The 25,172-nt window shown below is 71.0% G+C and carries 22 protein-coding genes; 10 read left to right on the top strand and 12 right to left on the bottom strand.

Features of this window, described 5'->3' with window-relative positions; translation table 11 throughout:
* The first annotated feature begins 119 nt into the window (after positions 1-119).
* The gene (locus BLU79_RS24965; RefSeq protein ID WP_093908099.1) at positions 120-965 is read left to right on the top strand and encodes a helix-turn-helix domain-containing protein; all 846 of its coding nucleotides are present in this window, start codon (positions 120-122) and stop codon (positions 963-965) included.
* Positions 944-1,141, top strand: coding sequence for a DUF397 domain-containing protein (locus BLU79_RS24960; protein WP_093908098.1), 198 nt, complete (start codon positions 944-946; stop codon positions 1,139-1,141). The genes BLU79_RS24965 and BLU79_RS24960 overlap by 22 nt, the downstream gene beginning before the upstream one ends.
* A 70-nt stretch (positions 1,142-1,211) precedes the next feature.
* Here the strand turns inward: BLU79_RS24960 and BLU79_RS24955 are convergent, their stop codons facing one another.
* From BLU79_RS24955 to BLU79_RS24935, 5 genes are all read right to left on the bottom strand, one after another.
* Positions 1,212-4,367 (bottom strand): efflux RND transporter permease subunit, encoded by a 3,156-nt coding sequence (locus BLU79_RS24955; protein WP_093908097.1) that lies wholly within the window; start codon positions 4,365-4,367, stop codon positions 1,212-1,214.
* 191 nt (positions 4,368-4,558) lie between these two features.
* Positions 4,559-5,242, bottom strand: coding sequence for a response regulator (locus BLU79_RS24950; protein WP_093908096.1), 684 nt, complete (start codon positions 5,240-5,242; stop codon positions 4,559-4,561).
* A 164-nt stretch (positions 5,243-5,406) separates the two neighbouring features.
* Positions 5,407-6,624, bottom strand: a complete 1,218-nt coding sequence (locus BLU79_RS24945; protein ID WP_093908095.1) for a sensor histidine kinase — start codon at positions 6,622-6,624, stop codon at positions 5,407-5,409.
* A 115-nt stretch (positions 6,625-6,739) separates the two neighbouring features.
* Positions 6,740-7,018: a PspA-associated protein PspAA gene (locus BLU79_RS24940; RefSeq protein ID WP_093908150.1), complete on the bottom strand. Its 279-nt coding sequence runs from the start codon at positions 7,016-7,018 to the stop codon at positions 6,740-6,742.
* Positions 7,019-7,060: 42 nt separating this feature from the next.
* Positions 7,061-7,828, bottom strand: a complete 768-nt coding sequence (locus BLU79_RS24935) for a PspA/IM30 family protein (protein WP_256333455.1) — start codon at positions 7,826-7,828, stop codon at positions 7,061-7,063.
* Between the two features lie 355 nt (positions 7,829-8,183).
* Between BLU79_RS24935 and BLU79_RS24930 the strand changes: the two genes are divergently transcribed.
* Together BLU79_RS24930 and BLU79_RS24925 are read left to right on the top strand one after the other, a co-directional pair.
* Positions 8,184-8,783 carry a DUF3043 domain-containing protein gene (locus BLU79_RS24930; protein WP_371131932.1) on the top strand — a complete coding sequence of 200 codons (600 nt, stop codon included), beginning with the start codon at positions 8,184-8,186 and terminating at the stop codon, positions 8,781-8,783.
* An 83-nt stretch (positions 8,784-8,866) separates the two neighbouring features.
* Positions 8,867-9,568, top strand: a complete 702-nt coding sequence (locus tag BLU79_RS24925) for a class I SAM-dependent methyltransferase (RefSeq protein WP_093908093.1) — start codon at positions 8,867-8,869, stop codon at positions 9,566-9,568.
* Positions 9,569-9,719: 151 nt separating this feature from the next.
* On the opposite strand, the gene BLU79_RS24920 is transcribed toward BLU79_RS24925, so the two are convergent.
* The gene (locus tag BLU79_RS24920) at positions 9,720-9,929 is read right to left on the bottom strand and encodes a hypothetical protein (protein ID WP_093908092.1); all 210 of its coding nucleotides are present in this window, start codon (positions 9,927-9,929) and stop codon (positions 9,720-9,722) included.
* Positions 9,930-10,042: 113 nt separating this feature from the next.
* On the opposite strand from BLU79_RS24920, the gene BLU79_RS24915 reads away from it, so the two are divergent.
* A complete protein-coding gene (locus BLU79_RS24915; RefSeq protein WP_177001164.1) occupies positions 10,043-11,245 on the top strand; it encodes a bifunctional adenosylcobinamide kinase/adenosylcobinamide-phosphate guanylyltransferase in 1,203 nt (400 codons plus the stop codon).
* Between the two features lie 4 nt (positions 11,246-11,249).
* Here BLU79_RS24915 and BLU79_RS24910 read toward each other — a convergent pair whose 3' ends face one another.
* The gene (locus BLU79_RS24910; RefSeq protein ID WP_093908091.1) at positions 11,250-12,134 is read right to left on the bottom strand and encodes a class I SAM-dependent methyltransferase; all 885 of its coding nucleotides are present in this window, start codon (positions 12,132-12,134) and stop codon (positions 11,250-11,252) included.
* 218 nt (positions 12,135-12,352) lie between these two features.
* Here BLU79_RS24910 and cobT point away from each other — a divergent pair, with 218 nt between their 5' ends.
* Together cobT and BLU79_RS48350 are read left to right on the top strand one after the other, a co-directional pair.
* Positions 12,353-13,471 (top strand): nicotinate-nucleotide--dimethylbenzimidazole phosphoribosyltransferase, encoded by a 1,119-nt coding sequence (gene cobT / locus BLU79_RS24905; protein ID WP_093908090.1) that lies wholly within the window; start codon positions 12,353-12,355, stop codon positions 13,469-13,471.
* 58 nt (positions 13,472-13,529) lie between these two features.
* Entirely contained in the window at positions 13,530-14,228 is a 699-nt protein-coding gene (locus tag BLU79_RS48350; protein WP_177001163.1) for a hypothetical protein, read from the top strand.
* Here BLU79_RS48350 and BLU79_RS24895 read toward each other — a convergent pair.
* Positions 14,168-14,932: a hypothetical protein gene (locus BLU79_RS24895; RefSeq protein WP_093908089.1), complete on the bottom strand. Its 765-nt coding sequence runs from the start codon at positions 14,930-14,932 to the stop codon at positions 14,168-14,170. The genes BLU79_RS48350 and BLU79_RS24895 overlap by 61 nt on opposite strands.
* A gap of 73 nt (positions 14,933-15,005) precedes the next feature.
* Here BLU79_RS24895 and BLU79_RS24890 point away from each other — a divergent pair, with 73 nt between their 5' ends.
* Positions 15,006-15,785: an adenosylcobinamide-GDP ribazoletransferase gene (locus BLU79_RS24890; protein ID WP_093908088.1), complete on the top strand. Its 780-nt coding sequence runs from the start codon at positions 15,006-15,008 to the stop codon at positions 15,783-15,785.
* Between the two features lie 12 nt (positions 15,786-15,797).
* Here BLU79_RS24890 and BLU79_RS24885 read toward each other — a convergent pair whose 3' ends face one another.
* From BLU79_RS24885 to BLU79_RS24870, 4 genes are all read right to left on the bottom strand, one after another.
* Entirely contained in the window at positions 15,798-16,448 is a 651-nt protein-coding gene (locus BLU79_RS24885) for a spherulation-specific family 4 protein (RefSeq protein ID WP_093908087.1), read from the bottom strand.
* 14 nt (positions 16,449-16,462) lie between these two features.
* A complete protein-coding gene (locus BLU79_RS24880) occupies positions 16,463-17,914 on the bottom strand; it encodes a hypothetical protein (RefSeq protein WP_093908086.1) in 1,452 nt (483 codons plus the stop codon).
* Positions 17,911-19,434: a GT4 family glycosyltransferase PelF gene (gene pelF / locus BLU79_RS24875; protein ID WP_093908085.1), complete on the bottom strand. Its 1,524-nt coding sequence runs from the start codon at positions 19,432-19,434 to the stop codon at positions 17,911-17,913. Before pelF ends, BLU79_RS24880 begins: the two co-directional genes overlap by 4 nt.
* A 100-nt stretch (positions 19,435-19,534) precedes the next feature.
* Entirely contained in the window at positions 19,535-21,583 is a 2,049-nt protein-coding gene (locus BLU79_RS24870; RefSeq protein ID WP_177001162.1) for a hypothetical protein, read from the bottom strand.
* Between the two features lie 353 nt (positions 21,584-21,936).
* Here BLU79_RS24870 and BLU79_RS24865 point away from each other — a divergent pair, with 353 nt between their 5' ends.
* Both BLU79_RS24865 and lpdA read left to right on the top strand, forming a co-directional pair.
* Positions 21,937-23,484: a leucyl aminopeptidase gene (locus BLU79_RS24865; protein ID WP_093908084.1), complete on the top strand. Its 1,548-nt coding sequence runs from the start codon at positions 21,937-21,939 to the stop codon at positions 23,482-23,484.
* Positions 23,485-23,763: 279 nt separating this feature from the next.
* Complete coding sequence (gene lpdA / locus BLU79_RS24860; RefSeq protein ID WP_093908083.1) at positions 23,764-25,152, top strand: dihydrolipoyl dehydrogenase; 1,389 nt, start codon at positions 23,764-23,766, stop codon at positions 25,150-25,152.
* Positions 25,153-25,172 lie beyond the last annotated feature (20 nt).

Raw genomic sequence — 25,172 nt, 5'->3', positions numbered from 1 at the left:
ACACCGATGGTTACCTTGTGTGCTTCCATCGTTGCGCTCCGGTAGGTCGCTCAACAGGACTGCCCCGTCCCGACCTTGGGATGGGGACGACGGCAACCGACGACAGAAAGGCGAGACCGATGACGTTCAAGCCGCAGGCCCTGACCCCGTACCTGTCCGCCCGTCACTACTTCGGCGCCGAGCAGCGCCGCCACCGCGAGGGCGCGAGGCTCTCGCTGGTGCAGCTCGCGGGCATCGTGAACTCCAGCAAGAGCACACTCGCGCGCATCGAGACGGCGGAGCTGATGCCGCCGCCGGACCTGCCGGGCCGACTGGACGCCGCGTTCGGGACGGACGAGCACTTCCATGGGCTGTACGAGCTGGCCAAGCGGGAGGCGCATCCCGACCAGTATCAGAGGTTCATGGGCTTCGAGTCGCGGGCGGAAGTCATCGAGAACTACGAACCGCAGGTCATCCCAGGGCTGTTGCAGACCAAGGAGTACGCCAGCGCGCAGCTCGGCCTCCAGGAAGAACTCCCCCGGGAGAAGGTGGAGGAACTCGTCAACGCCCGCATTTCCCGGCAAGATCGGCTGCGCTCGACCGAGCCGCCCCTGTACTGGGCGATCATTGACGAGTCCGTGCTCCGGCGGCAGATGGGCAGCCGGGAATGCACGTACAAACAACTGGCCCGGCTGCTCGAACAGGTGGATACTCCAGACAGCAAGGTCCAGGTGTTGCCCTTCAACGCCGGTGCGCATTACTTGATGGGCGGCGCGCTGACCCTGCTGACCCTTCCCAACGGCTCTACCGTGGCCTACGAAGAGGGCATCGAGGTCGGTCACCTCTACGAGGACCGGGACTTGGCGAAGAAGTGGCGACGGCGATACGAGATCCTCCGCGCCAACGCCCTCCCACCGGCAGCCTCGGCGGAGCTGATCCGAGACGCGATGAAGGACTACAAGCCATGCAGCACACCCTCGAGCTGAACTCTGCCCGGTGGCGCCGGAGCAGCTACAGCAACGCCAACGGGGGCAATTGCGTCGAAGTCACCGAGGACTTCGCCGCCGTGGTCCCCGTGCGCGACAGCAAGACCCCCAACGGCCCCGCCCTTGTCGTCACGGCTGCCTCCTGGACCGCTTTCGTCGCGGCCCTCAAGGACTGAGCCAAGTAACGAACCAGCCCGTCCCAGGTCTTCTCCTGGGACGGGCTGTTGTTCTGAGCAAGGCCGAAGGTCAGACCCCCGCAGTCTCCGGCTCATCCGAAGCCGACGTCGGCTCAGAAGACTCACCCGGAAGGCCCGCCTTCTTCGCCCGCTTAGCCGCCCTCTTCTCAGCCCGCCGCTCCTTACGAAGCTCCACCATCGCGTACAGCGTAGGAACGAGCAGCAGCGTCAGCATCGTCGACGTGATCAGGCCGCCGATCACCACCACCGCCAGCGGCTGGGCGATGAAGCCGCCCTCGCCGGTGACGCCCAGGGCCATCGGAAGCAGCGCGAAGATCGTCGCCAGGGCCGTCATCAGGATCGGGCGCAGCCGGTGACGGCCACCCTCGATCACCGCCTCCACAACCCCGTACCCCTGCTTCCGGTACTGGTTGATCAAGTCGATCAGCACGATCGCGTTCGTCACCACGATGCCGATCAGCATCAGCATGCCGATCATCGCGGGGACGCCCATCGGGGTGCCCGTGGCGATCAACAGGCCGATCGCGCCCGTCGCCGCGAACGGGATGGAGACCAGCAGGATCAGGGGCTGGACCAGGGAGCGGAAGGTCGCGACCAGCAGCATGAAGACGATCGCGATCGCCGCCAGCATCGCCAGGCCCAGGTTGGCGAACGCCTCGTCCTGGTCCTCGGAGACGCCGCCGATCGCGGCCGTGGCGCCGGCCGGGAGGGTCAGGCCGTTGATCTTGGACTGGAGATCCGCGCTGACCGCGCCGGTGTTGTCACCGGTCGGCTTCGCCGAGATCGTGGCGGCGCGCTGGCCGTCGATCCGGGTCATCGAGACGGGGCCGTCCACCAGCTTCACGTCCGCGATGTCACCCAGCTTCACCGGGCCCAGGCGCAGGTTCTGAAGCTGCTTCAGGGTCTTCGCCGGCTTGGCCGACTTGATGACGACGTCCCGCTCGGTGTCGTCGAGGGTCGCCTGGGCCGCGGTGTTGCCGCGGACCGCCTGGGCCACCGCCAGACCGAGGGTCTGGTCGTTGAAGCCGGCCGCGGCCGCCTTGTCGTTGGCCTTGACCGAGACGCGCGGCACGCTCTGGGACAGGTCGCTGGTGACGTCGGTGACGTCGTCCAGGCCCGCCACGGCTTCCCGCACCTGCTCCGCCGCCTTGCGCAGCACCTCCCCGTCGGCCGCCTTCACGACCACGCTCAGGTCCTGGGCGCCGAAGCCGTCACCGGCCGCGATGGTCGTCGTACCGACGCCCTCCAGGCCGGCCAGGCCCTTCTCGATACGGTCCTGTACGTCCTCGTACGACGCCGAGTCCTCCAGCATCACCTGGTACGACGCCTGGTTGGTGTCGGTGCCGCCGCCGAAGGCCGCCATGAAGCCGGACGAGCCGATGGTGACCTGGTAGTCCTTGACGCCCTTGGTGTCGGCGAGCAGCCGCTCGACCTTCTTCGCCTGCTCGTCGGTCGCCGCCAGGCTGGTGCCGGGCTTCAACTCCTGCTTGACGGTGAGGACTTCCTGCTCGCCCTGGTCGAAGAAGTTCGTCTTCAACAGCGGCGCCATGCCGAACGTGCCGACCAGCACCACGACCGCGATCGCCACGCTCGTCAGACGGCGACGCGTCGCGAACCGCAGGACGGGGACGTAGAAGCGCTGGAGCCTGCTCTTCGCCTCCTTCTCCTCGGCCTTGCGGCGGGCCTCGTCCGCGTCCTCGGGCGTGCCCTTCGGCGCCCGCAGGAACCAGTACGACAGGACCGGTACGACCGTCAGCGACACCAGCAGAGACGCCAGCAGCGCCGCCGTGACCGTCAGGCTGAACGAGCCGAACAGCTCGCCCACCATGCCGCCGACCAGGCCGATCGGCAGGAACACGGCGACCGTGGTGAGGGTGGAGGAGGTGACCGCTCCGGCGACCTCACGGACCGCCTTGATGATGGCGTCCTCGCGCTCCTCGCCGTAGCCGAGGTGCCGCTTGATGTTCTCCAGGACCACGATCGAGTCGTCGACGACCCGGCCGATGGCGATGGTGAGCGCGCCGAGCGTCAGCATGTTCAGGGAGAGGTCCCTGGTCCACAGGACGATCAGGGCCAGGACGACGGACAGCGGAATGCTCACCGCCGTCACCAGCGTCGAGCGGATCGACGCCAGGAAGACCAGGATGATCAGGACCGCGAAGAGCAGGCCGAGCGCGCCCTCCGTCGTCAGACCGTCGATGGACTTCTTCACCGCCGGGCCCTGGTCGCTGACCACGGTGACCGTGGCGTCCGAGCCGAGGTCCTTGCGCATCTCCGCGAGCTTGCCCTCGACGGCGTCCGAGATGGCGACCGCGCTGCCGTCGCGGTCCATGGTGACCGCGACCGCGAGGGACGGCTTGCCGTCGGTGCGCGTGATGGAGTCGGCCGCCGCCTGCTCCTGCTCGACGGTGGCCACGGCACCGAGGCGGACCGGCTTCGCGGAGCCGGAGCCGGAAGCGCCCTCGCCACCGGTGACCATCAGGTCCTTGATCTGCTGGATCGACGTGAAGCCGCCGCCCACCTGGACCGTGCGGTTGTCGCCGCCCTCGTCGAAGGAGCCCGCCGGGACGGTGGCGCCGCCCGCCTGCAGGGCCTGGGAGAGGGCTGCCGAGGTCAGGCCCGCCTTCGCCAGCTTGGCGTCGTCGGGCGTGACGGTGACCTGGAGGTCCCGTACGCCGTCGACGGTGACCTGGCCGACGCCGTCGATGTCCTTCAGGTCCGGCACGACGGTCCGGTCGAGCCGGTCGGCCAGGGCCTGCTGGTCCTTGCCGGAGGTGACGGCGAGGACGACGGTCGGGATGTCGTCCGTGGAACCGGCGATGACCTGCGGGTCCACGTCGTCGGGCAGCTGGACGCGGGCCCGGTTGACGGCCTGCTGGACGTCGGCGACGAGCTGCTGGGTGTCGGGGCCGTAGTCGAAGGACGCCATGATCACGGCGTTGCCCTCGCTCGCGGTGGAGGTGACGCCGGTGATGCCGTCGACGGCTTCGAGGCTGTCCTCGATCGGCTCGACGACCTGCTTCTCGACCACGTCCGGCGACGCGCCCTGGTACGGCGCGAGCACGGACACCATCGGCAGTTCGATGGAGGGCAGCAGCTGCTGCTTGAGCTGGGGTATCGCGATCGCGCCGAAGGCGATCGCGATGATCGACATCAGGCCTATCAGGGCACGTTGGGCGAGGCTGAATCGGGACAGCCAGGACATGTGTCAGGGTCTCTCTTCTGTGAGCGGCAGAAGCGGCAAAAGTCGCAGCGGACGCCTGTGCATGACAGAAGCGCATGAACAAATGAGCGCCCGCCCCTACACACTGAGCCATCGGGGAGCCCGGTTTCGTAGGCCGCAGGTCCCGTTCCTTATGCGGCGCATACTCCGGGCGCAGTACGCCCGGGTCGGGGTCACTCCACCCTTGGACGTACCAGCCCGGACTCGTACGCGATCACCACTAGCTGGGCCCGGTCGCGGGCGCCGAGCTTGGACATGGCCCGGTTGACGTGCGTCTTCACGGTCAGCGGGCTGACCTCGAGACGCTCGGCGATCTCGTCGTTGGAGTGCCCGCCGGCGACCTGGACCAGGACCTCGCGCTCGCGGACGGTGAGGGCGTCGAGCCGCTCGGCACGGGCCGGGTCGCGGTAGTCGTCCGCGCCGTTGCCCTGGGCGAGGAAGCGGGCGATCAGGCCCTTGGTGGCGGCCGGGGAGAGCAGGGCCTCCCCGCCGGCCGCGACGCGGATGGCGCTGAGGAGTTCGTCGGGTTCGGAGCCCTTGCCGAGGAAGCCGGAGGCGCCGGCGCGCAGCGACTGCACGACGTAATCGTCGACCTCGAAGGTGGTCAGGATGACGACGCGGACGTGGGCGAGGGTCGGGTCGGCGCTGATCATGCGGGTGGCGGCGAGGCCGTCGGTGCCGGGCATCCGGATGTCCATCAGCACGACGTCCGCCCGCTCCTCCTTGGCCAGCCGCACCGCCTCCGCCCCGTCCGACGCCTCGCCGACGACCTCCATGTCGGGCTCGGAGTCGACGAGCACCCGGAAGGCGCTGCGGAGGAGGGCCTGGTCGTCGGCGAGCAGGACGCGGATGGTCATGGCAGGTCCTCTGCGGGGCACGAGGTGGGCGGCTTCGGCTTCGGCTTCGGCTTCGGCTTCGGCTTCGGCTTCGTAATACGACAACTTCCGCGGGGTGCGCGAGAGTTCCGCGGCTTCGTCATGATGAGCTCCGCGGCTTCGTCACGACGAGTTCCGCGGCTTCGTCATACGGCGTCCTCCGCCGCGCGCGTACGGCTCTTGACCGGCAGGATCGCATGGACGCGGAAGCCGCCTCCGTAGCGGGGGCCGGTGGTGAGGGTGCCGCGCAGGGCGGTGACGCGCTCGCGCATGCCGAGCAGGCCGTGGCCGCCGCTGTCGGGGGTGTCGTCCTCGCCGGCGCCGTCGTCCAGGACGGTGATCTCGATGTTCGGGCCCACCCGGACCACGCTGACCTCGGCCTTGGCGTCCGGTCCTGCGTGCTTCTGCACGTTGGTGAGGGCCTCCTGGATGACGCGGTACGCGGCCAGGTCGACGGCGGCGGGGAGGGTGCTGCCCTGGTCGGCGCGGGCGACCTCGACCTGGAGGCCCGCGCTGCGGAAGGTGCCGGCGAGTTCGTCGAGGCGGTTGAGGCCGGGGGCGGGTTCGGTGGGGGCCTCGGGGTCGCCGGACTGGCGGAGCAGGCCGACGGTGGCGCGGAGTTCGTTGAGCGCGGAGCGGCTGGCTTCGCGTACGTGGGCGAGGGCTTCCTTGGCCTGGTCGGGGCGCTTGTCCATGACGTGGGCGGCGACACCGGCCTGGACGTTGACGAGGGCGATGTGGTGGGCGACGACGTCATGCAGGTCGCGGGCGATACGGAGGCGCTCCTCGGCGACGCGGCGACGGGCCTCCTCCTCGCGGGTGCGCTCGGCCCGTTCGGCACGCTCGCGGATGGTGGCGACGACGGCGCGGCGGCTGCGGACGGCGTCGCCGGCGGTGGCGCCGATACCGGTCCAGGCGAAGATGGCGAGGTTCTCCTGGGCGTACCAGGGCAGCGGGCCGGCAAGCATGGCGGAGCCGGTCAGGACGGTCATGGTGAGCAGGCCGACGCGCCAGGTGGTGGGGCGGTCGGTGGTCGAGGCGACGGTGTAGAGGGCGATGACCGCGGACATGGCGACGGGGGCGCGGGGGTCACCGGTGACGGACTCGACGAGGGAGACGGTGCCGGTGAGGGCGAGGACCGTCATCGGGGCCCGGCGGCGGAAGACGAGGGCCGCGGCGCCGAGGACGATGAGGACGAGGCTCAGCGCGTCCGGGGTGCGCAGGCCCCAGGTGACGTCGGTCTTCTCGTGCGGGTCCACGAACGATCCGGCCACCATGCAGGCGAGGACGCCGACGGCCAGGGCCGCGTCCAGCGCCATGGGATGCGCTTTCAGATGCCGACGGGTCCGTTCGAGGATGCTCACGCTTGATTACGGTACGGCGTCCCTGCGGGGCTTGGAACGGGGGCTGCCTGGAGGTTCCTGGCATTGCGTGAAACGCCGGACGGGCTGAAATACGCGGGCCGACGCCTGGAAGTACTCACCCCGGGATCAAACCGTCGTCGCTCAGCAGCTCCCGAACATCCTCCAACGTCGCGTCCGGCGACGGCAGGATCAGTTCCGACGGTTCCAGGGAGTCGTCGGGCAGGGGCTCGCCCAGATCGCGGACCTTGGAGAGGAGGGCTGCCAGGGTGCGGCGGAAGCCGGGGCCGTCGCCGTTCTCCATTTCCGCCAGGAGCTCGTCGTCGAGCTTGTTCAGCTCGGGCAGGTGGCTGTCGGACAGCTTCACCTGCCCCTCGCCCATGATCCGGACGATCATGTCGCCCATCGCGCCCTCCTAGGCGTGGGCCCCGGCCGTCGGCTACTGCTTGTCGAAGCGCGGGGTGTCCTGCGGCTGCTGCTGGGACTGCGCCTGGCCGGTGCCGCCCTCGATCGCCTGCTGCGACGAGGAACCGCCCGCCAGCTCCGCCTTCATGCGCTGCAGTTCCAGCTCTACATCCGTACCACCGGAGAGCCGGTCCAGCTCGGCCTGGATGTCGTCCTTGTGCATGCCGGACTGGTCGTCAAGGGCGCCGGAGGCGAGCAGTTCGTCGATGGCGCCGGCGCGGGCCTGGAGCTGTGCCGTCTTGTCCTCGGCCCGCTGAATGGCCAGGCCGACGTCGCCCATCTCCTCGGAGATGCCGGAGAACGCCTCGCCGATCCGGGTCTGGGCCTGGGCCGCGGTGTACGTGGCCTTGATCGTCTCCTTCTTGGTGCGGAAGGCGTCGACCTTGGCCTGCAGGCGCTGAGCCGCGAGGGTGAGCTTCTCCTCCTCGCCCTGCAGCGTCGCGTGCTGGGTCTCCAGGTCCGTCACCTGCTGCTGGAGGGCGGCGCGGCGCGACAGCGCCTCGCGGGCCAGGTCCTCACGGCCCAGCGCGAGCGCCTTGCGGCCCTGGTCCTCCAGCTTGGACGACTGCGACTGGAGCTGGTTGAGCTGGAGCTCCAGGCGCTTGCGGGACGTGGCCACGTCGGCCACTCCGCGGCGGACCTTCTGGAGCAGCTCCAGCTGCTTCTGGTACGAGTAATCGAGGGTCTCGCGCGGGTCCTCGGCCCGGTCAAGGGCCTTGTTCGCCTTCGCGCGGAAGATCATCCCCATACGCTTCATGACACCGCTCATGGGCTTCGCGCGCCCCCTTCTGACGGACTCCACTCCAGCACCTGCGACAGAACCCACAGTACGGGCCCTGCATCCATTACCGCACTGTTCGGGGACTGATGCGCTCATCCCCAAGGACGACTGCTGACGCTCCCGCTCCGGCGTAAGGAGTAGGTGACTCCCGGGTGGCCTCATGGGTGTCCAACCGGTGCCGCCCGAGTGCCTCCCCCGTGGCCGCCGAACGAACCGTCTGCAACGTCCCCTCTGTCCCCCTACGACGACTGGTGTTGCCGGATCGTTCCCCACCGGGCTGGGGTCCAACCCCTGGCACCCCGTACCCTTGGGTTTTGTGTTCCGTAGCCGTGCCAAGGATGAGAAGGCCCAGGCCGCCGACAAGGCGCCGGTGACCGACTCCACTCAGACCCGTCACCCCGAGGCCCCGAAGGGCCGCCCCACGCCCAAGCGCAGTGAGGCCCAGACCCAGCGCCGCAGCGTCGCCAACACGCCGACGACGCGCAAGGAGGCCGCCAAGCGCCAGCGCGAGGACCGCCGTGCCGCCCTGGAGAAGCAGCGCCAGGCGCTGGCCGGGGGCGACGAGCGGTATCTGCCGGCCCGTGACAAGGGTCCGGTCCGCAAGTTCGCGCGCGACTTCATCGACTCGCGCTTCAACATCGCGGAGTTCTTCCTCCCGATGGCCGTGGTCATCCTCGTGCTGAGCATGGTCCAGGTCCCGGCGCTGCAGAACATCGCGCTGCTGCTGTGGCTCATCGTGATCGTGCTGATCGTGCTCGACTCGATCGTCACCGGCGTCCGACTGAAGAAGCGGCTGGCCGAGCGCTTCGCCGACGACAACAAGCGCGGCGCCGTCGCCTACGCGCTGATGCGCTCCCTCCAGATGCGCCGGCTCCGGCTGCCGAAGCCGCAGGTCAAGCGCGGAGAGCGACCCTGAGCACAGCCGCGTTCTCCGGGGGTGCGGCCGACGCCTGGCTGACCAAGCTGGGCGGGCTGCGAGATGTCGTACGACAGGAGCTGGTGGCCCGGCAGCTCGACGAGCAGATAGCCGGGCGGTTTCCGGTCGGGCAGCGGCTGCGGGTGCTCGACGTGGGGATGGGCCAGGGCACCCAGGCGCTGCGCCTGGCCCGCGCCGGGCACCAGGTGACCGGTGTCGAGCAGGACCCGAAGATGATCGCGACGGCCCGCGAGGAGCTGGCCGGCGAGCCCGAGGGGATCCGGGAGCGGGTCCGTATCGTCCAGGGGGACGGACGGGACACGGGCGTCCACTTTCTGCCGGGCAGCTTCGACGTCGTGCTGTGCCACGGCGTGCTGATGTACATCGAGGAGCCCGATCCGCTGCTGGCCGGACTGGCCCGGATGCTCGCCCCGGGCGGGCTGCTGTCGCTGCTCGTGCGCAACGGCGACGCGCTGGCCATGCGGCCGGGGCTGGCCGGGGACTGGGCCGGGGCGCTGGCCGCCTTCGACACGACCGCCTATCGCAACCGGCTCGGCCTCGACGTCCGCGCCGACCGGCTCGCGGAGCTGACGGCGACGCTCGCGGGCATCGGGGCGCCGCTGCATGCCTGGTACGGCGTGCGGGTGTTCACCGACACGGCGGCCGACGAGGCGGAGATCCCGGCGGACCTGGAGACGTTGGTGGCGGTCGAGGAACGGGCCGGGAAGACGGATCCGTATCGGAGCGTCGCGGCGCTGCTGCATCTGTGCGGAGTGCGCGGCTGAGCCGGTTGTCCGTACGGGGCATGGATGCTCGCCGTTCCCGTGCCCTGCGGCCGGCCGTCGCGGTCGCTGTCCTCGGGCGCGATGCGCGACAGGCGAGCCAACATTGAGCAGCGGCGGGAGCGAGGGAGTACGGCCCTCGCCCCCGCCCCTCTCACGCCTCGGCGTGCAGGCTCATCGGGCCGTAGATCTCCGTGGTGTCCTCGAACAGCCGCACCTGGTCCGCGCCGCCCTCCTGAAGCGCCTTCCAGTGCTCCCCGACCCAGGACTCGGCGTCGCCCTGGGTGGTGAACTCCTCGGGCTGCACCGCGGGCTGGACCTCAGCCCCGTCGGCCTTCTCGAACCGCCACGTCCATGCCGCCATGTAGGCCTCCAAGGTGTCAGCACGTGCAGAACAGGAGCCGGATCGACGTCCGGCTCCTGCCCGCAGCCTAGTCGGATGCGCGAGACCTGCGCAGACAGGCGAAAATCGGCTCCGTGGAACTGACTCTCCTCGGCACCGGTGCCCCCGCGGGACTCCCCCGCCCCGACTGTTCGTGTGCGGCCTGTGCGGGCGCGCTCGGTGATGACGCGCGGGCGGCGACCGCCTTGCTCGTGGACGGGGCGCTGTTGCTCGATCTGACGCCCGGGGCGGCGTTCGCGGCGGCTCGGGCGGGGCGTTCGCTGGCGGGCGTTCGGCAGGTGTTGCTGTCGCATCCGCACAACGGGCCCGCCGTCGAGGTGCCCGCGGGACTGCCGCAGCCCGGGCGGGTGCCGGACTGGCGGGAGTTGGCGCTGCTGACGGGGCATCGGGTGCGGGCGGTGGCGATGGACTCGCCGGGCACGGGGTACGCGGTGACCGGGCCGGACGGGCAGCGGCTGCTGTATCTGCCGCCGGGGGGTGCGCCGGCCGGGCTTGAGGAGGGGGCCGTCGGGATGTACGACATGGTCGTCGCCGATGTCGTGGGGCGGCCGGACGCCCTGGCCAAGCTGCGGGCGGTGGGCGCGGTCGGGCCGACGACGGATGTCATCGCCGTCCATCTGGACCATGACGTTCCGCCGGGCGCCGAGTTGCGGAGGCGGCTGGCCGCAGCTGGGGCGCGGGCGGTGCCGGACGGGGCGACGCTGGTGGTGGGGGCGTACGAGGACGTGCCCGATGTGCCGCGGCGGACCCTGGTGGTGGGCGGTGCCCGGTCCGGGAAGTCGGTGGAGGCGGAGCGGCGGCTGGAGGCCTTTCCGGACGTGCTGTACGTGGCGACCGGCGGTACCCGGGGCGGGGACACCGAGTGGGCGGAGCGGGTCGCCGTGCACCGGGAGCGGCGGCCGGGGTCGTGGCGTACGGCCGAGACCTGCGACCTGGTGCCGCTGCTGGCGGAGGACGGGGCGCCGTTGCTGATCGACTGTCTGTCCCTGTGGCTGACGGATGTCATGGACTCCGTCGGAGCGTGGGACGACGCCGTGTGGGCCGAGGGCGGGGAGCGGGCACTGCGGGAACGGGTGCGGGAGTTGACGGACGCGGTGCGGGCCACGCGGCGGACCGTGGTCGCCGTGTCCAACGAGGTGGGGTCGGGGATCGTGCCGGCGACGGCGTCGGGGCGCCGGTACCGGGACGAGCTGGGGCGGCTGAACGCGGCGTTCGCCGGGGAGTGCGAGCAGGTCGTGCTGGTGGTGGCGGGGCAGGCGCTGGTGCTGCGCGGCTAGGACTTCAGGCCGGAGGGGATGCGGGTGCCGTCGGTCCTGACGGTGCGGTGCGTGCTGCCGGTGCGGCCGGTGCCCTCTGGGTGATCGGCTCCTTGCGGGCGACGACTCGGTACCCGTTCGACAGGGGGGTGCGGCGGAGCACGGGGGCCAGGACCAGGTCGATCACCCAGGCGGCGGCCACCAGGGGCGCGCCCAGCACTGCCAGTACCGGGCCCAGGAGGAGATTCAGCACCAGGGCGATCGTGGCCCCGAGGTCGTACGGGATGTGCGAGGTGCGGCGGTCCGTCGCCACGATCGTGCAGCCCAGGGACCGCAGTTCCTCGTGGAGCGTGCGCACAGGCAGCAGATGCAGGTGTCCGTGCGGGCTCTGCGGGATCCACGCCGCGCCGAACAGCAGGGCGAACGCGCTGCGCGGGTTGGGGAGTTCGAGGACGAGATGGCCGCCCGGGCGCAGGACCGCGAGGGCGGCACGGAGTTCCGCGCGGGGGTCCGGGGTGTGCTCCAGGTGGCGGAGCATGCTGACGACGTCGTAGCGGGTGCGCAGACGCGCCGTGATCCGAGGGTCCGTCAGCTGCCCTACGTGGGCCTCCTCGATCCGCTCGGCCACGCGCGCGTGCAGGACTCGGTGGGTCGGGTCCAGGCCGTCGAACGCGGTGTAGGGAAGGACGTCCTTCGCCGCCTCCGGAAAGCGGGCGTCCCCCGTACCCACGTCCAGCCAGCTCTCCGGCTCGGCGAAGGGAAGCACCGCACGGGCCGCGGCTCTCAGGTGCCGGGGCGAGGCCTGCCGTACGAGTCTCAGGAACCGGGGGGCGTAGGTGTGGTCCCGGCATGCGGCGAGGGTGAACGCGCAGCCTGCACGGCGTCGTTCGGAGGATGCGGTCGCGGTCATGGCGGCTCCCGGGCGCTAGAGCGTACGGCGGGGGGCGTACGGCGGGCGTACGGCGGAATGGTGCTGCGAGCATGCCCCGACAATCCACTGCAAAACGGAACGTATGGGATGGCGATCTTGGGTGCAACGACGTCGCGCGGATGTGGCGGTGACGTGGCGGAGCCCCTGGGGGCCATGTGGCGCCGTTCTGTTCGACCGGTGCCGGTACTGTTCGGCGAATGAGCTCGCTTAATCTCGACGACTTCACTGATCTGATCGAGCGCCCCGACGGTGGGGTACGCCGTGACGCCGAGGCGCGCCGTGAGCGTCAGATCGTGCCGCCCGGGGCGCTGGGCCGCCTCGACGAACTGGGTGAGTGGCTGTCGGCGGCGCAGTCGGCCGTGCCGGTGCGGCCGATCGACCGGCCGCGGGTCGTCCTGTTCGCCGGGGACCACGGCGTCGCCGAGCTGGGTGTCTCGGCGCGACCGGCTGGCGGCGCCGGGGAGTTGGTGCGGGAGATCCTCGAGGGCGGCCGGCCCGTGTCCGTGCTCGCGCGGCGGCTCGGGGTTCCGGTGCGGGTCGTCGACATGGCGCTGGACTGCGACCCCGAGTCACTGCCGGAGGCGGTCGTACGGCATCGGGTGCGGCGCGGCAGCGGTCGTATCGACGTCGAGGACGCGGTCACCCTGGAGGAGGCGGAGGCCGCCTTCCGGGCCGGGGTGGCGGTGGCCGACGAGGAGGCCGACTCCGGTACGGATCTGGTGGTGCTCGGCGATGTGAGCGTCGGCGGGACGACCGCGGCCGGGGTGCTGGTCGCGGCGCTGTGCGGGACCGACGCCTCCGTGGTCACCGGGCGGGGCGGGCTGGCCATCGACGACCTCGCGTGGATGCGCAAGTGCGCGGCGATCCGGGACGCGCTGCGCCGGGCACGCCCCGTGCTCGGGGACCAGCTGCAGCTGCTCGCGACGGTGGGCGGAGCCGACCTCGCCGCGATCACGGGGTTCCTGCTGCAGAGCGCGGTGCGCAAGATGCCCGTCGTGCTGGACGGCGTCGTGGTCGCCGCCTGTGCGCTGGTGGGCCAGCGGATCGCGTTCCGGGCGCCGGACTGGTGGCTGGCCGCGCACAACAGCGGGGAGCCGGGGCAGGCGAAGGCACTGGACCGCATGGCCCTGGAACCCCTGCTCGACCAGGGCGTGAAGGTCGGCGAGGGGGCCGGCGGCCTGCTGGCCCTGCCGATGGTCCAGGCCGCGGCGGCGCTGGCCGCGGAGCTGCCGGAGAAGCCGAAGGAGTCGGAGACGGCGGGGGACGACGAGCCGGTGGGGGACGACGAGCCGGTGGAGCAGTCGGAGACCGAGTAGATCGGAGACCGACCGGAGGTGACGCGCAGTCCGTCCCCTCCGCGCAGATAATCCCCTTATGAGCACCCTCGCCCGCTTGGCCCGCGCCGAGTGGGGGTCGCTGTACCTCGCCGTGCGGGGGGCGTGGGTGGCGCGGCGGTGGTGGGCCGTTCCGATGACTTTCGGGGCCGTGTGTCTGACCGGGGTCATGCACGTCGTGCAGAACCAGTCCTGGGGGTATCGGGTCGTCCAGAACCTCGGGGGTGTCCGGGCCGAGGATCCCCTCTGGCCGGCTCTCCTGCGGACGCCGTTGTCGCTGTTTGTGCCCGCCCTCGACCTGCCGGTGTGGGGTGCGCTCGCGCAGATACTGATCGTGTTCGGGATCGCCGAGATGTGTCTGGGGTGGTGGCGGACCCTCGTCGTCGCGTACGTCGCCACCCTCGCCGGCAGCCTGTACGCGCGCGTGGGCATCGCGCTCGGCCCGGACCACCCGATCGGGCTGCCCGCCTCGGACGCGCGGGTCGTGGACACGGGACCGTCGGCGGCCGTGGTGGGGCTGGCGGTGTTCCTCGGGTGGCGGTACGGCGCGTATGTCACGGCCGGGGTGGTGATCGTGGCGATGGTGGTCGAGGTGGCACTGAAGGAGAACCTCGCCGGGAAGGAGCACCTGGCGGCGATCGTGGCGGCGCTGGCGCTGTGCGCGGGGAGCGCGTGGCGTCAGCGGTGTTCCAGGGCCCGGGGCGGCTCCGCGTCGGGTGCGCCGCCGATCCAGTCCTGAAGTTTGCGGCTGGGGCCCGCCCAGCGCCGGTCGTGGTGGTAGGCGCGCAGTTGGGCCTTGGCGCGGGCGCGCGGGCGGCGGCCGTAGAAGCGCTTCGCCCAGGGGGAGGTGGGACGGGCCAGGCGGATGGCGCCGAACAGGGCGATGAAGGGGACGATCACCCCGAAGAGCGCGATCCTGGCCTTGCCCTTGGCCAGGGCGATCAGGGCGAGCAGGAAGTTCCCGGCGATCGTGCTGATCACCGTCCCGCGGTTCTGCATCTCGTCGTCGTTCAGGTCGTTGACCCCGAAGGGGGCGAAGCCCAGGAGGAGCAGGCCGACCAGGGCCGCGGTGAGCACGACCACCTCGACGCTCTTGCGGCCGTCCTCGGTCCAGTAGACGTCGTCCAGGTGCAGGATCAGCGCGAACTCGTCCATGACCAGACCGGCGCCGATCCCGAAGACCACGGCGGCCATGGCCGAACCGAAGCCGCGTTGGCCTCCGGCGACCGCGCAGAAACCGCCGATGACCGTCAGGACGACTCCGGGGACCACGTGGTGGATGTGGACGGTGCCGCTCTTGATGTTGCGGAAGGGGCCCTTGCCCGCGCGGATGAGGCGGGTGATGACGCGGGTGACGGCGAAGGTGACCACGAACGCGGTCAGGGCCAGGAGCAGCGGGAGTTTTCCCGGTTCGATGATGTTGCGCTGCCACCAGTCACCCATGGCTTCAGTGTGTCCGGGACGGGGACGGCCTGCCCGGCGGGAACGACGTCCGGGCTAGTCTGCGGACGTGTCCATGACCCCGCCCTCGCTCCACGGCCTCCGCTTCGCCTTCGGCACCCTGAGCGTGCTGCCCGTCCAGGTGAGCCGCTGGGACCGGGAGACGGCGCGTGGCGGGATGCTGTGCGCGCCACTGGTCGGGGTGGTCCTCGGTTGCGGCGCCGCCCTCGTCGCGCTCCTGCTCCTCTTCCTCGGCGCCGGTCCCCTCCTCGCCGCCGTCGCGGGCGCCGCCGTCCCCGCCGTACTGACCCGGGGGCTGCATCTCGACGGGCTCGCCGACACCGCGGACGGGCTCGGCAGTGGCAAGCCCGCCGAGGACGCGCTGCGGATCATGAAGCAGTCGGACATCGGGCCGTTCGGCGTCATCACGCTCGTGTTCGTGCTGCTCGCGCAGGTGGCCGCACTCGCCCGGCTCTACGACGACTCGTGGGCCCGGGGCGCCCTCGCCACCGTCGTCTCGGCCGTCGCCGCCCGCCTCGCCCTCACCCTCGCCGCGCGCACCGGCGTGCCCGCCGCGCGGCCGGAGGGGCTGGGCGCCGCGGTGGCCGGAGTCGTCCCGCTACGGGGCGCGGTGGCCGTCGCCCTGGCCGTGACCGTCGTCGCCGCCACAGCGGGCGCGCTGCTCGGGACGTACGACATCGCCCGCACCGCCCTCGCGGTCCTCGCCGCACTCGCCGCCGCCGAACTCCTCCTACGCCACTGCACCCGCCGCTTCGGCGGCATCACGGGCGACGTCTTCGGCGGCCTCGCGGAGACGGCGGCGACGACCGCGCTCGTGGTGCTGTCGCTGGGCTGACGCGGCCGTATCTCAACCGGTCGGCGCCAGTGCGTGCGGCAAGGTCCCCCACGGGTGATCGCCGATCCCCGGCACCGCGCAGTGCACCGTGGCCCCGCGATCGCGCGCCGGCTCCGTGAGATCGACGTCGGGCGGGACGCCGTACACCAGATGGCACAGCCGCACTCCCCCGCCGCCCCGCCACTGCTGCGGGCCGAGGCGGGTGTACGTCGCCCAGGTGCCCTCGAAGGTGACCAGGACGTCGGCGATCCTGGCGTACGAGGGGTGCGGTGTCGTGCCGTGGTTCAGGGTGAGCGTGCCGTAGCCGGCGCCCCAGGCCGCCGTCGCGAGCCGCTGGTAGTACGGGAACTCCTCGCGGCCCGCGGCGACTTGGTCGAGGAAGACGCCGTCCGCGCCGTACCAGTCGCGGTGCCGCACGAGGTCGCGTACGACGTCGGCGGTCGGCCTGCGACCGTAGTCGGTGTCGGCGTAGCCGAGCACCCGCACGTCCGCTTCCCGGAGCCGGGCCGCGACCTCGGCGAACGCCTGGTCGGGCGTTTCGCCGGGGCCGCTGGCCGGGTTCACTACGACGCCGCAGAGGCGGGGCGCCGCCGCGATGATCGCGTCCCATTCGGCGGGGCGGACGGACGGGTGCTCGTAGTACGGGATCAGCAGATCTCTCATCGGTGTGCGGTCATTCATCGGTGGGCGGTCACTCTCCCCAACAGGGCGCAGACGAGGGTGGCCTGGGCCACCGCCGCCGTCCCGTGGACGATCAGGCCGATCCAGTGCGGGCTGCCCGCGTGCGTCACCAGGGCCACCGACTGGGCGAGCGCCGCCGCACAGCAGATCGCCGCCGCGCTGAGCACCGCGCCGAAGGACTGGAGCAGCAGGCCCGTCCACAGGACCACGCCCAGCAGGAGCAGTCCGGCGAGGCGGACGCCTGCGATGCCGGGGGCGTGCGGCCACAGGGCCGAGGTGGCGAGGCTGAGCACGAGGAGGGCGAGCAGGTAGCCGGAGAGGCACTTCAGGACGGTGAGCACCGTGGTCCGCCAGAACGCCCTCGGTGTGCTGCTGGAGCGCAGGCCCGCCAGGCTGCCGCTGCGGAAGCGGTACAGCAGCCATTCGGCGGGGCCCATGCTGAGGGTGAGGGCCACTGCGGCCGGGGCGGCGATGGCGCTGCGCTGCTCGCCGGTGAGGAAGTCGCCCAGGGCCGTGTAGAGGACGAGGACGCCGGTGGCCAGGCCGAACAGGGCGTACGGGAGGGATGCGGAGAGACGGGGGCCCACATTCAGTACAGTCCCGCGCCCCTTCAGGGGCGCGACCTCACGTAGGCCGAGAAGCGCCACCACCGTCAGCGAACCCAGCAACAGGATCAGTCTCGCCGCGTCCGGCACCGGATGGACCAGCGCCAGCACCCCTCCCGCCGCCATCGGCAACAACGCGGCCAGCAGGGCCCGTTCGCGGCTCATCACCAGGAGGGCGGTGGCCGCGCCCAGGTAGACGGACTGCCCGGCTGCGAAGGCGACGGCGACCGGCTGGGCGGCGCCCGCGACGGCCAACGCGACCAGGGAGCCGAGCAACGCGCCCGCCGGCGCGCCGAGCAGCAGCGACCGGCGCGCCGCATCCCGGTCGCCCAGCCCGAGCCAGGAGTACGCCCGGTGCGCGAGGCCCTGGTTCCAGGTCCAGCCGACCAGGGCGCCGGCCAGCAGCGGGACCGTGCCCGCGGGGAGGCCGAAGTCGTCGTGCGGGCCGGCGAGGAGGGGGCCGCCGAGGACGTAGCCGAGGCCGGGGAGGGCGAAGACGACGCCCCTGAGGAGGCAGCCGAGCAGGCCCACCTGCCAGGGGTCGTGGACCGGGCCGTCCGGTTCGGGGTAGCGGCGCTCGACCCGCTCGTACAGCTCCTCGGCGAGCGCGAAGGAGTTCTTGACGCCGTAGCGCTCGCGTATCTGGTCGTCCGACAGTCCGTCGGACTCCAGGAGCGCGGCGATCTCGTCGGGGTGGACGGCGGCGGCTATGAAGTCGTCGAGGCGTTCGGCGAGTTCGTCGAGGGGGTCGGGCTGAGCCCAGCTGGGCTTGATGCGCTGGCGCGGGATGGCGGGCAGGGTGTCGGGGCGGGAGCCGGGCGGCATCCAGATGCTTCCGCTCACCAGCCGGTCCCGTCCGTGGCGACCTTCTCGTACCAGGGGTCGCGCAGTTCGAGGGTCCAGTCGGTGACCGTTTCGAGCGTGGGCTCGTACACCTCGGTGCTGCCCGCGAGCTCCTGGTAAATCGTCCGGAAATTGTCCACGGAACGGCGCAGCGTGAACCGGTCGATCACCCGCTGGCGGGACAACTCGCCCAATTCCTGACGCCGTTCGTCGTCACGGAGCAGGGTGAGGGCGGCGGCGGCCATCTTCTCCGGCTCGCGCGGCGGGACGACGAGTCCCGTGTCGCCGACGGCCTCGCGCACTCCGCCGACGTCCGTCGAGACCGTCGTGCGGCCGCAGGACATGGCCTCGATGATGGAGAACGGGAAGCCCTCGGAGATGGACGACAGCATCACCAGGTGCCCGGCCGCGTAGGCGCGCCAGACCTCGCTGATGCGGCCCTCGAAGGTCAGGCCGTCGGTCACGCCGAGTTCGGCGGCGAGCTTCTCCAGCTTGGTGCGGTAGGCCTCGCCGCCGGGCGGGACGGGGCCGAACAACCGCAGGCGGGTTTCCGGGAGTTCGGCGCGGACCATGGCGTAGGCCCGCAGCAGGGTCTCCAGGTCCTTGATGGGGTCGACGCGCCCGCACCAGGTGAGGGTGGGGATCTCGGGCTCGGGTCCGGCGTGCGGGAAGGCGTGCGGGTCGACGCCGTTGTAGACCGTGCGGATCTTGTCGGCGTCGGCGCCGCCGCGCTCCTCCCAGCGGCGGTTGTACTGGTTGCAGGGGGTGACCAGGTCGGCCGTGCGGTAGCCGTGGGAGTTCAGTTCACGGTAGAAGCCGAGCATGAACGCCTTCACGGGCCAGCGCTGGGCGTCGCTGCGGTAGCCGAGGTAGCGCTCGCGCAGATAGATGCCGTGCTCGGTGAGGAGGAAGGGCACGCCGTCCAGCCTGCGGGCGGCGAGGGCCGGGAGGGTCGCGAGGCCGCTGCTGACGGCGTGGGCGACGGAGTCCTCGGGGATGCGGATCCCGAGGGGGCGCAGGGCGTGTTCCAGCAGGTCGGTGGCGGTCAGGGCGTCGTGCACGGTGGGGCGGGCGGCCGCCGTCGGCAGATGCGGCATCGTCCATATCCACATCAGCGACCGCAGCGCGGATTCCGTGCGCAGGGCCGCCGACAGGCGTCCGTCGCGGGCGAGTTCGGCCAGTTCGTCCAGGGCGTCGCCGAAGTCGCAGTGCGCCTCGGGGTCCAGGAAGGAGAGCAGGAAACGCTCGTAGGAGTCGGTGAAACGACGGCGGGCCCGGCCGTACGGCGCTCGTTTGCGCCCCGGACGCGGGCCCCAGGTGGGTACCGAGGTGTGCCGGTAGACGTTCGGCGGCAGCTCCCAGGTCACGGGTTCGCGGCCGGTTCCGGTGAGCGACACGATGTGGAAGTCGACCTCCGGCATGCCCTTGACGAGCTGGTCGCACCAGGTGCTGACCCCGCCGTGGACGTGCGGATAGGTGCCTTCGGTGAGCATGGTGACATGACGGCCCGTGCGCATCATGCGAGTTCCCCCCTGTGGAACAAAGACGGTGCGGCGTCTCGGAGCGCACCCCGGCAGATGGTCGGTCAGGCGCCGGGGTGCGCTGGTGACTTGCGCTGCGCTACGACGGCAGATTCAGCTTGAGAGCGGTCTGCAGCAGTCCCGGCGTGGTCCAGGCCGAGCGCTCTCCCGCGTACGGCGTCCCGAACGCGGTGGTGCCGATGAGGAGTTGCTTGGTGGTCCCTTCAGGTGCGGTCACCGGGATCTGCGTCCCGGACGGGGCGTTGACGGTGACCGTGCCACCGACGCGGTACGCCGTGACGGAGCCGCGTGCGAGAGCGGTCTGCCAGGCGGCGCGGCGCTTCAGCTCGGTGCCGATGGCACTCTGCGCGAGGTTCTCCACCGGGGTGTTGTCGGCGAAGAGCGCCTGGTAGTCGGCGAGCACCTTGTCCAGGACCGGGTACAGCGTCCGGTCCTCGGCCAGGTTGGACTGGTGCGCGTAGTGCGGGCGCGGGTCGTTGCCGATCGCGTGCCCGAGGGCGGTGCGGGCCTCCTGCGGGACGATGTGGGAGTCGTAGCCGGTGGCGAGGTCCAGCGGGTCGTCGAGGCAGGTGGAGGCGGGGTTGGTCTCGCAGATGCCGCTGCCGCCGTCGGCCGCGGAGGTGTAGATCCAGTTGTACTCGTCGGCCATCTCCTCCTCGGTACCCGTGTTGTAGTACACGTTCATCGGGTACCGGGGCACGGTCAGCGCGGCGCCGGCCGAACGCTGGTCGGGCTCACGGGAGTTGTCCGCGGCGATCCAGGTGACGCCGTTGTCGGCGAGGGCGCCGGCCAGGTTGGGGTTGTCGGCGGGCTGCTGGGGCAGGGTCCTCAGACCCGAGTGCTCACCGGTCACGAGCTCCGTGCGGTCGAGCGGGAGGCCCTTGGTGAGGCCCCAGTTGTAGTTGTCGCGGATCTGCGCCGAGATGTCCGAGCGGCTCATGTACTGCGTCGAGCCGGCGGCGTTCTTGGCGCAGCTCCACGGCACGGTCGAGGTGTCCTGCACACAGCCGAGGAAGGGGTGCGTGTAGGTGTGGTTGACCCAGCGGTACTGCGCCTTGTCCGCGAGCAGTCGGTCGGTGAGGGCGTCGGTGCCGCCGTTCTCGCTCTTCCACTCCTCGCCGGAGCCGGCGTTGTAGACCATGTCCAGCTTGAACCCGTGCTCGCGCTGCCACTGGGCGGCGTACACCGCGTCCTCGGCGGTCATCCGGATCGGTGTGGTCCCCTCGCCGTCACCGCCCACGCAGTCGAAGTCACCGGGGGTGCAGTTGCGCTCGGTGTCCCAGCGGCTGTCGGGCGCGAAGACGTCGTCGACATGCACCGCGAAATAGTTGCGTGCCTGCCCCACATGCACGCCCTGCGTCAGCCATTCGACGACGCCACGGGCGAGTACCCGGAACTGCTGCTGGTACTGGTTGTACGCGAAGGTCACCACCAGTTCGCGGCGCCCGTCGTGGTTGTACTCGCCGATCAGGCTGCCGCGCCCGGAGCCGGCGGGCACGGGAAGGTCGACATAGCTGGTGAAGCCCGCGCGGGGCCGGGCGACGTAGCCGTAACTCTCCTGTACGGAGGCGTCGTTGTCCTCGAAGGTGAAGGCGCCGTCGAGATAGCCGAAGTACCCCGCCCTGCCCTCGGCGGTGACGGACGCCTCACGCCCGTCGAGAGTGCCGGCCCAGCCGCCCGAGCTGGTGTAGTCGAGTCCGACGCCCGGGTGGGCCCAGGTGTAGGCGTCGACCTGCGGAATGCCGTAGGTCCGCTCGTAGCTCTCCAGCGCGGTCTGTTCCGCCGAACCCGCGCCGAAGGGGGCCTCGTTGGGCAGCACGACGCCCTGGTACTTGGCCCGCGGCCTGCCGTTCACCGTGTCGCTGAGGAACGCCTCCGTGATGGTCGGGCGGTTCGCGTCGTTCAGGTCGACGGTGGTGTACGGGATGCCGGTGCTCTTCAGCTGGGCGGTGATGGCCCCGACGGGACTGTCGCCGTTGTCCACGACCAGCACCTTGAGATCGATGCGCGGCACCTCGGCGGCCACGGCACTCGGGGCCGCCGCCAGGCCCAGGGTCAGCAGACTCGCGGCCGTCAAGGCGGCCACGCCGTTTCTGCGGTTTCTCCATCTGCGCGCGCTCTGCGCCATTGATCGTCCCTCTCCCCCCAGAAGATCCCCTTGCGACCACGTGTGACAAATCGGCGGAGGATCCGTGGAAATCATGCAAAGCGGCAAGCCGATCGCTCACCGGAACCAGACGAGTGTGACTCAGCTCACCGAGGCCGAGGATCAAGAAATGACCACGACGCCACCGACAGGTGAACGCCCGTAGGAATGAGCGAACGCTCACACGAGCGTAGGCTCATCCCGAGTGTTCGCCGCACCGGGGAAGGCCCCGCTGATACCGCACCCGTAGGTCGGAACTAGGGTCGGCCGTCGGGCCCGGTCGACCCACACCATTCGGCCATGCAACTTCACATCGGAAGCGAGAATTCACCACCGTGACTGCTCTCACTCTCAGCACCGCCGCGGCGCCCGGCCTGCGGGCCGACGCGATCGTGATCGGTGTCGCCAAGGGCACGGCATCCAGGTCCGGGAACCTGGTCGTCGCACCGGGCGCCGAGGCCGTGGACAAGGCGTACGACGGCAAGCTCGCCGGCGTCCTGGAGACCCTCGGTGCCTCCGGATCCGAGGGCGAGGTGACGAAGCTCCCCGCGCCCGCCGGTTTCAAGGCCCCGCTCGTGGTGGCGGTGGGCCTGGGAGCGGAGCCCGAGGACTCCAAGGACGGGGCGTACGAGGGGGAGGCGCTGCGCAGGGCCGCCGGCGCTGCCGCCCGCGCCCTCGCCGGCTCCAAGAAGGCCGCTTTCGCGCTGCCGCTGGGCGACGCCGGTGACGTCGGCGCCGTCGCCGAGGGCGTGCTGCTCGGGGCGTACGCCTTCGACGTGTACAAGGCGAACGGCAAGGACGAGAAGGCCAAGAAGAACGGCAAGGCCCCGCTCGCCGAGGCCGCGCTGCTCGGCGGGAAGCCGCGCGACAAGGAGCACAAGGCGGCGATCGAGCGCGCCATCGCAGTCTCCGAGGAGCTCAACCGCGCCCGCGACCTGATCAACATGCCGCCGAACGACCTCAACCCGGAGTCGTTCGCGGCGGTCGCCACGGCGGCGGCCAAGGAGCACGGCATCAAGGTGCAGGTGCTCGACGAGAAGGCACTGACCAAGGGCGGCTACGGCGGCATCCTGGGCGTCGGCTCCGGGTCGGCGGCGGGCCCGCGGCTGGTGAAGCTGTCGTACACGACCTCCAAGGCGGACAAGCACCTCGCCTTCGTCGGCAAGGGCATCACCTACGACTCGGGCGGCATCTCGCTGAAGCCGGCCGGGCACAACGAGACGATGAAGTGCGACATGAGCGGTGCCGCCGCCGTGTTCGCCGCCGTGGTCGCCGCCGCGCGGCTCGGGCTGCGGGTGAACGTCACCGGCTGGCTGGCGCTCGCCGAGAACATGCCGTCGGGCACCGCCACCCGCCCCGGTGACGTGCTGCGCATGTACAGCGGCAAGACCGTCGAGGTGCTCAACACCGACGCCGAGGGCCGGCTGGTGCTGGCCGACGCGCTGTGGGCGGCGTCACAGGAGACGCCGGACGCGATCGTCGACGTCGCGACGCTCACCGGCGCGATGGTGCTGGCGCTGGGCAACCGCACCTTCGGTGTGATGGCCAACGACGACGCGTTCCGCTCCGCGATCGTGGAGGCGGCCGAGGAGGTCGGGGAGGCGTCCTGGCCGATGCCGCTGCCGGAGCACCTGCGCAAGGGGATGGACTCGCCCACCGCCGACATCGCCAACATGGGTGAGCGGATGGGCGGCGGGCTGGTCGCCGGTCTCTTCCTGCGCGAGTTCGTGGGCGAGGGCGTCACCTGGGCACACCTGGACATTGCCGGTCCCGCGTACAACGAGGGCGGGCCCTTCGGATACACGCCGAAGGGTGGCACGGGGAGCGCGGTGCGGACGCTGGTCCGGCTCGCTGAACTCACGGCGGCCGGCGACCTCGGGTGAGCTTGCTCTGAACAAACTCTGAACAACAGGGGGCTCCGCGCGCGGGTAGGGCGGAGCCCCCTTATTTCATGCGCTCGTTCATGCCCCTCGTCCGTCCGCTCAACTGAACGTGGGACGTCTCACACACCGGCCCGGCGTCTCGTTCGGTGTGGACAAGTGCGAAGATGGGGCTCGGCAGGACAGGGCCCCACCACAGGGCCGAAGAAAGAGCGGCCGGACACCAGCCGCCTGTCGGTCATCGACGACCGGCGCACGGCGCACATGCATGGAGGACGTGACGTGGCGAACGACGCCAGCACCGTTTTCGACCTAGTGATCCTCGGCGGTGGTAGTGGCGGTTACGCCGCGGCCCTGCGCGGGGCGCAGCTGGGCCTGGACGTCGCCCTGATCGAGAAGGACAAGGTCGGCGGCACCTGCCTGCACCGGGGTTGCATCCCCACCAAGGCCCTGCTGCACGCGGGCGAGATCGCCGACCAGGCTCGCGAGAGCGAGCAGTTCGGCGTGAAGGCCACCTTCGAGGGCATCGACATCGCCGGGGTCCACAAGTACAAGGACGGCGTGATCTCCGGCCTGTACAAGGGCCTGCAGGGTCTCGTCGCCTCCCGCAAGGTGACGTACATCGAGGGTGAGGGCCGCCTGTCCTCCCCGACCTCGGTCGACGTGAACGGCCGGCGCATCCAGGGCCGCCACGTGCTCCTCGCGACCGGCTCCGTGCCGAAGTCGCTGCCGGGCCTGGAGATCGACGGCAACCGGATCATCTCCTCGGACCACGCCCTCGTCCTGGACCGCGTGCCCAAGTCCGCGATCATCCTGGGCGGCGGCGTCATCGGCGTCGAGTTCGCCTCGGCGTGGAAGTCCTTCGGCTCCGACGTCACCGTCATCGAGGGCCTGAAGCACCTCGTCCCGGTCGAGGACGAGAACTCCTCCAAGCTTCTTGAGCGCGCGTTCCGCAAGCGCGGCATCAAGTTCAACCTGGGCACCTTCTTCTCCAAGGCCGAGTACACCGCCGACGGCGTCAAGGTCACCCTCGCCGACGGCAAGGAGTTCGAGGCCGAGGTCCTGCTGGTCGCCGTCGGCCGCGGCCCGGTCTCCGCCGGTCTCGGCTACGAGGAGCAGGGCGTCGCCATGGACCGCGGCTACGTCCTGGTCGACGAGTACATGCGCACCAACGTGCCGACCATCTCCGCCGTCGGTGACCTCGTCCCGACCCTCCAGCTCGCGCACGTCGGCTTCGCCGAGGGCATCCTGGTTGCGGAGCGTCTGGCCGGTCTGAAGACCGTTCCGATCGACTACGACGGTGTCCCGCGGGTGACGTACTGCCACCCCGAGGTCGCCTCCGTCGGTATCACCGAGGCCAAGGCCAAGGAGATCTACGGCGCGGACAAGGTCGTCGCTCTGAAGTACAACCTCGCGGGCAACGGCAAGAGCAAGATCCTGAACACCGCGGGCGAGATCAAGCTCGTCCAGGTCAAGGACGGTGCCGTGGTCGGCGTCCACATGGTCGGCGACCGCATGGGCGAGCAGGTCGGCGAGGCCCAGCTGATCTACAACTGGGAGGCCCTGCCGGCCGAGGTCGCCCAGCTCATCCACGCCCACCCGACGCAGAACGAGGCGCTCGGCGAGGCCCACCTGGCCCTGGCGGGCAAGCCGCTCCACTCGCACGACTGACCCTCGGTCGACGAAGCGAC

This window comes from Streptomyces sp. cf386 (genome assembly GCF_900103585.1).
Lineage (GTDB): Bacteria > Actinomycetota > Actinomycetes > Streptomycetales > Streptomycetaceae > Streptomyces.
Note: the sequence above shows the minus strand (reverse complement) of the source record. Positions and strands in the feature narration are given on the sequence as shown.

Coding starts and splice junctions, on each gene's coding strand:
- cobT (WP_093908090.1), top strand. CDS start 12,353: ATGAGCTCGCTTAATCTCGACGACTTCACTGATCTGATCGAGCGCCCC.
- BLU79_RS24950 (WP_093908096.1), bottom strand. CDS start 5,242: ATGACCATCCGCGTCCTGCTCGCCGACGACCAGGCCCTCCTCCGCAGC.
- BLU79_RS24935 (WP_256333455.1), bottom strand. CDS start 7,828: ATGATCTTCCGCGCGAAGGCGAACAAGGCCCTTGACCGGGCCGAGGAC.
- BLU79_RS24890 (WP_093908088.1), top strand. CDS start 15,006: ATGACCCCGCCCTCGCTCCACGGCCTCCGCTTCGCCTTCGGCACCCTG.
- BLU79_RS24965 (WP_093908099.1), top strand. CDS start 120: ATGACGTTCAAGCCGCAGGCCCTGACCCCGTACCTGTCCGCCCGTCAC.
- BLU79_RS24955 (WP_093908097.1), bottom strand. CDS start 4,367: ATGTCCTGGCTGTCCCGATTCAGCCTCGCCCAACGTGCCCTGATAGGC.
- BLU79_RS24960 (WP_093908098.1), top strand. CDS start 944: ATGCAGCACACCCTCGAGCTGAACTCTGCCCGGTGGCGCCGGAGCAGC.
- pelF (WP_093908085.1), bottom strand. CDS start 19,434: ATGATGCGCACGGGCCGTCATGTCACCATGCTCACCGAAGGCACCTAT.
- BLU79_RS48350 (WP_177001163.1), top strand. CDS start 13,530: ATGAGCACCCTCGCCCGCTTGGCCCGCGCCGAGTGGGGGTCGCTGTAC.
- BLU79_RS24885 (WP_093908087.1), bottom strand. CDS start 16,448: ATGAGAGATCTGCTGATCCCGTACTACGAGCACCCGTCCGTCCGCCCC.
- BLU79_RS24870 (WP_177001162.1), bottom strand. CDS start 21,583: ATGGCGCAGAGCGCGCGCAGATGGAGAAACCGCAGAAACGGCGTGGCC.
- BLU79_RS24920 (WP_093908092.1), bottom strand. CDS start 9,929: ATGGCGGCATGGACGTGGCGGTTCGAGAAGGCCGACGGGGCTGAGGTC.
- BLU79_RS24940 (WP_093908150.1), bottom strand. CDS start 7,018: ATGATCGTCCGGATCATGGGCGAGGGGCAGGTGAAGCTGTCCGACAGC.
- BLU79_RS24910 (WP_093908091.1), bottom strand. CDS start 12,134: ATGACCGCGACCGCATCCTCCGAACGACGCCGTGCAGGCTGCGCGTTC.
- BLU79_RS24895 (WP_093908089.1), bottom strand. CDS start 14,932: ATGGGTGACTGGTGGCAGCGCAACATCATCGAACCGGGAAAACTCCCG.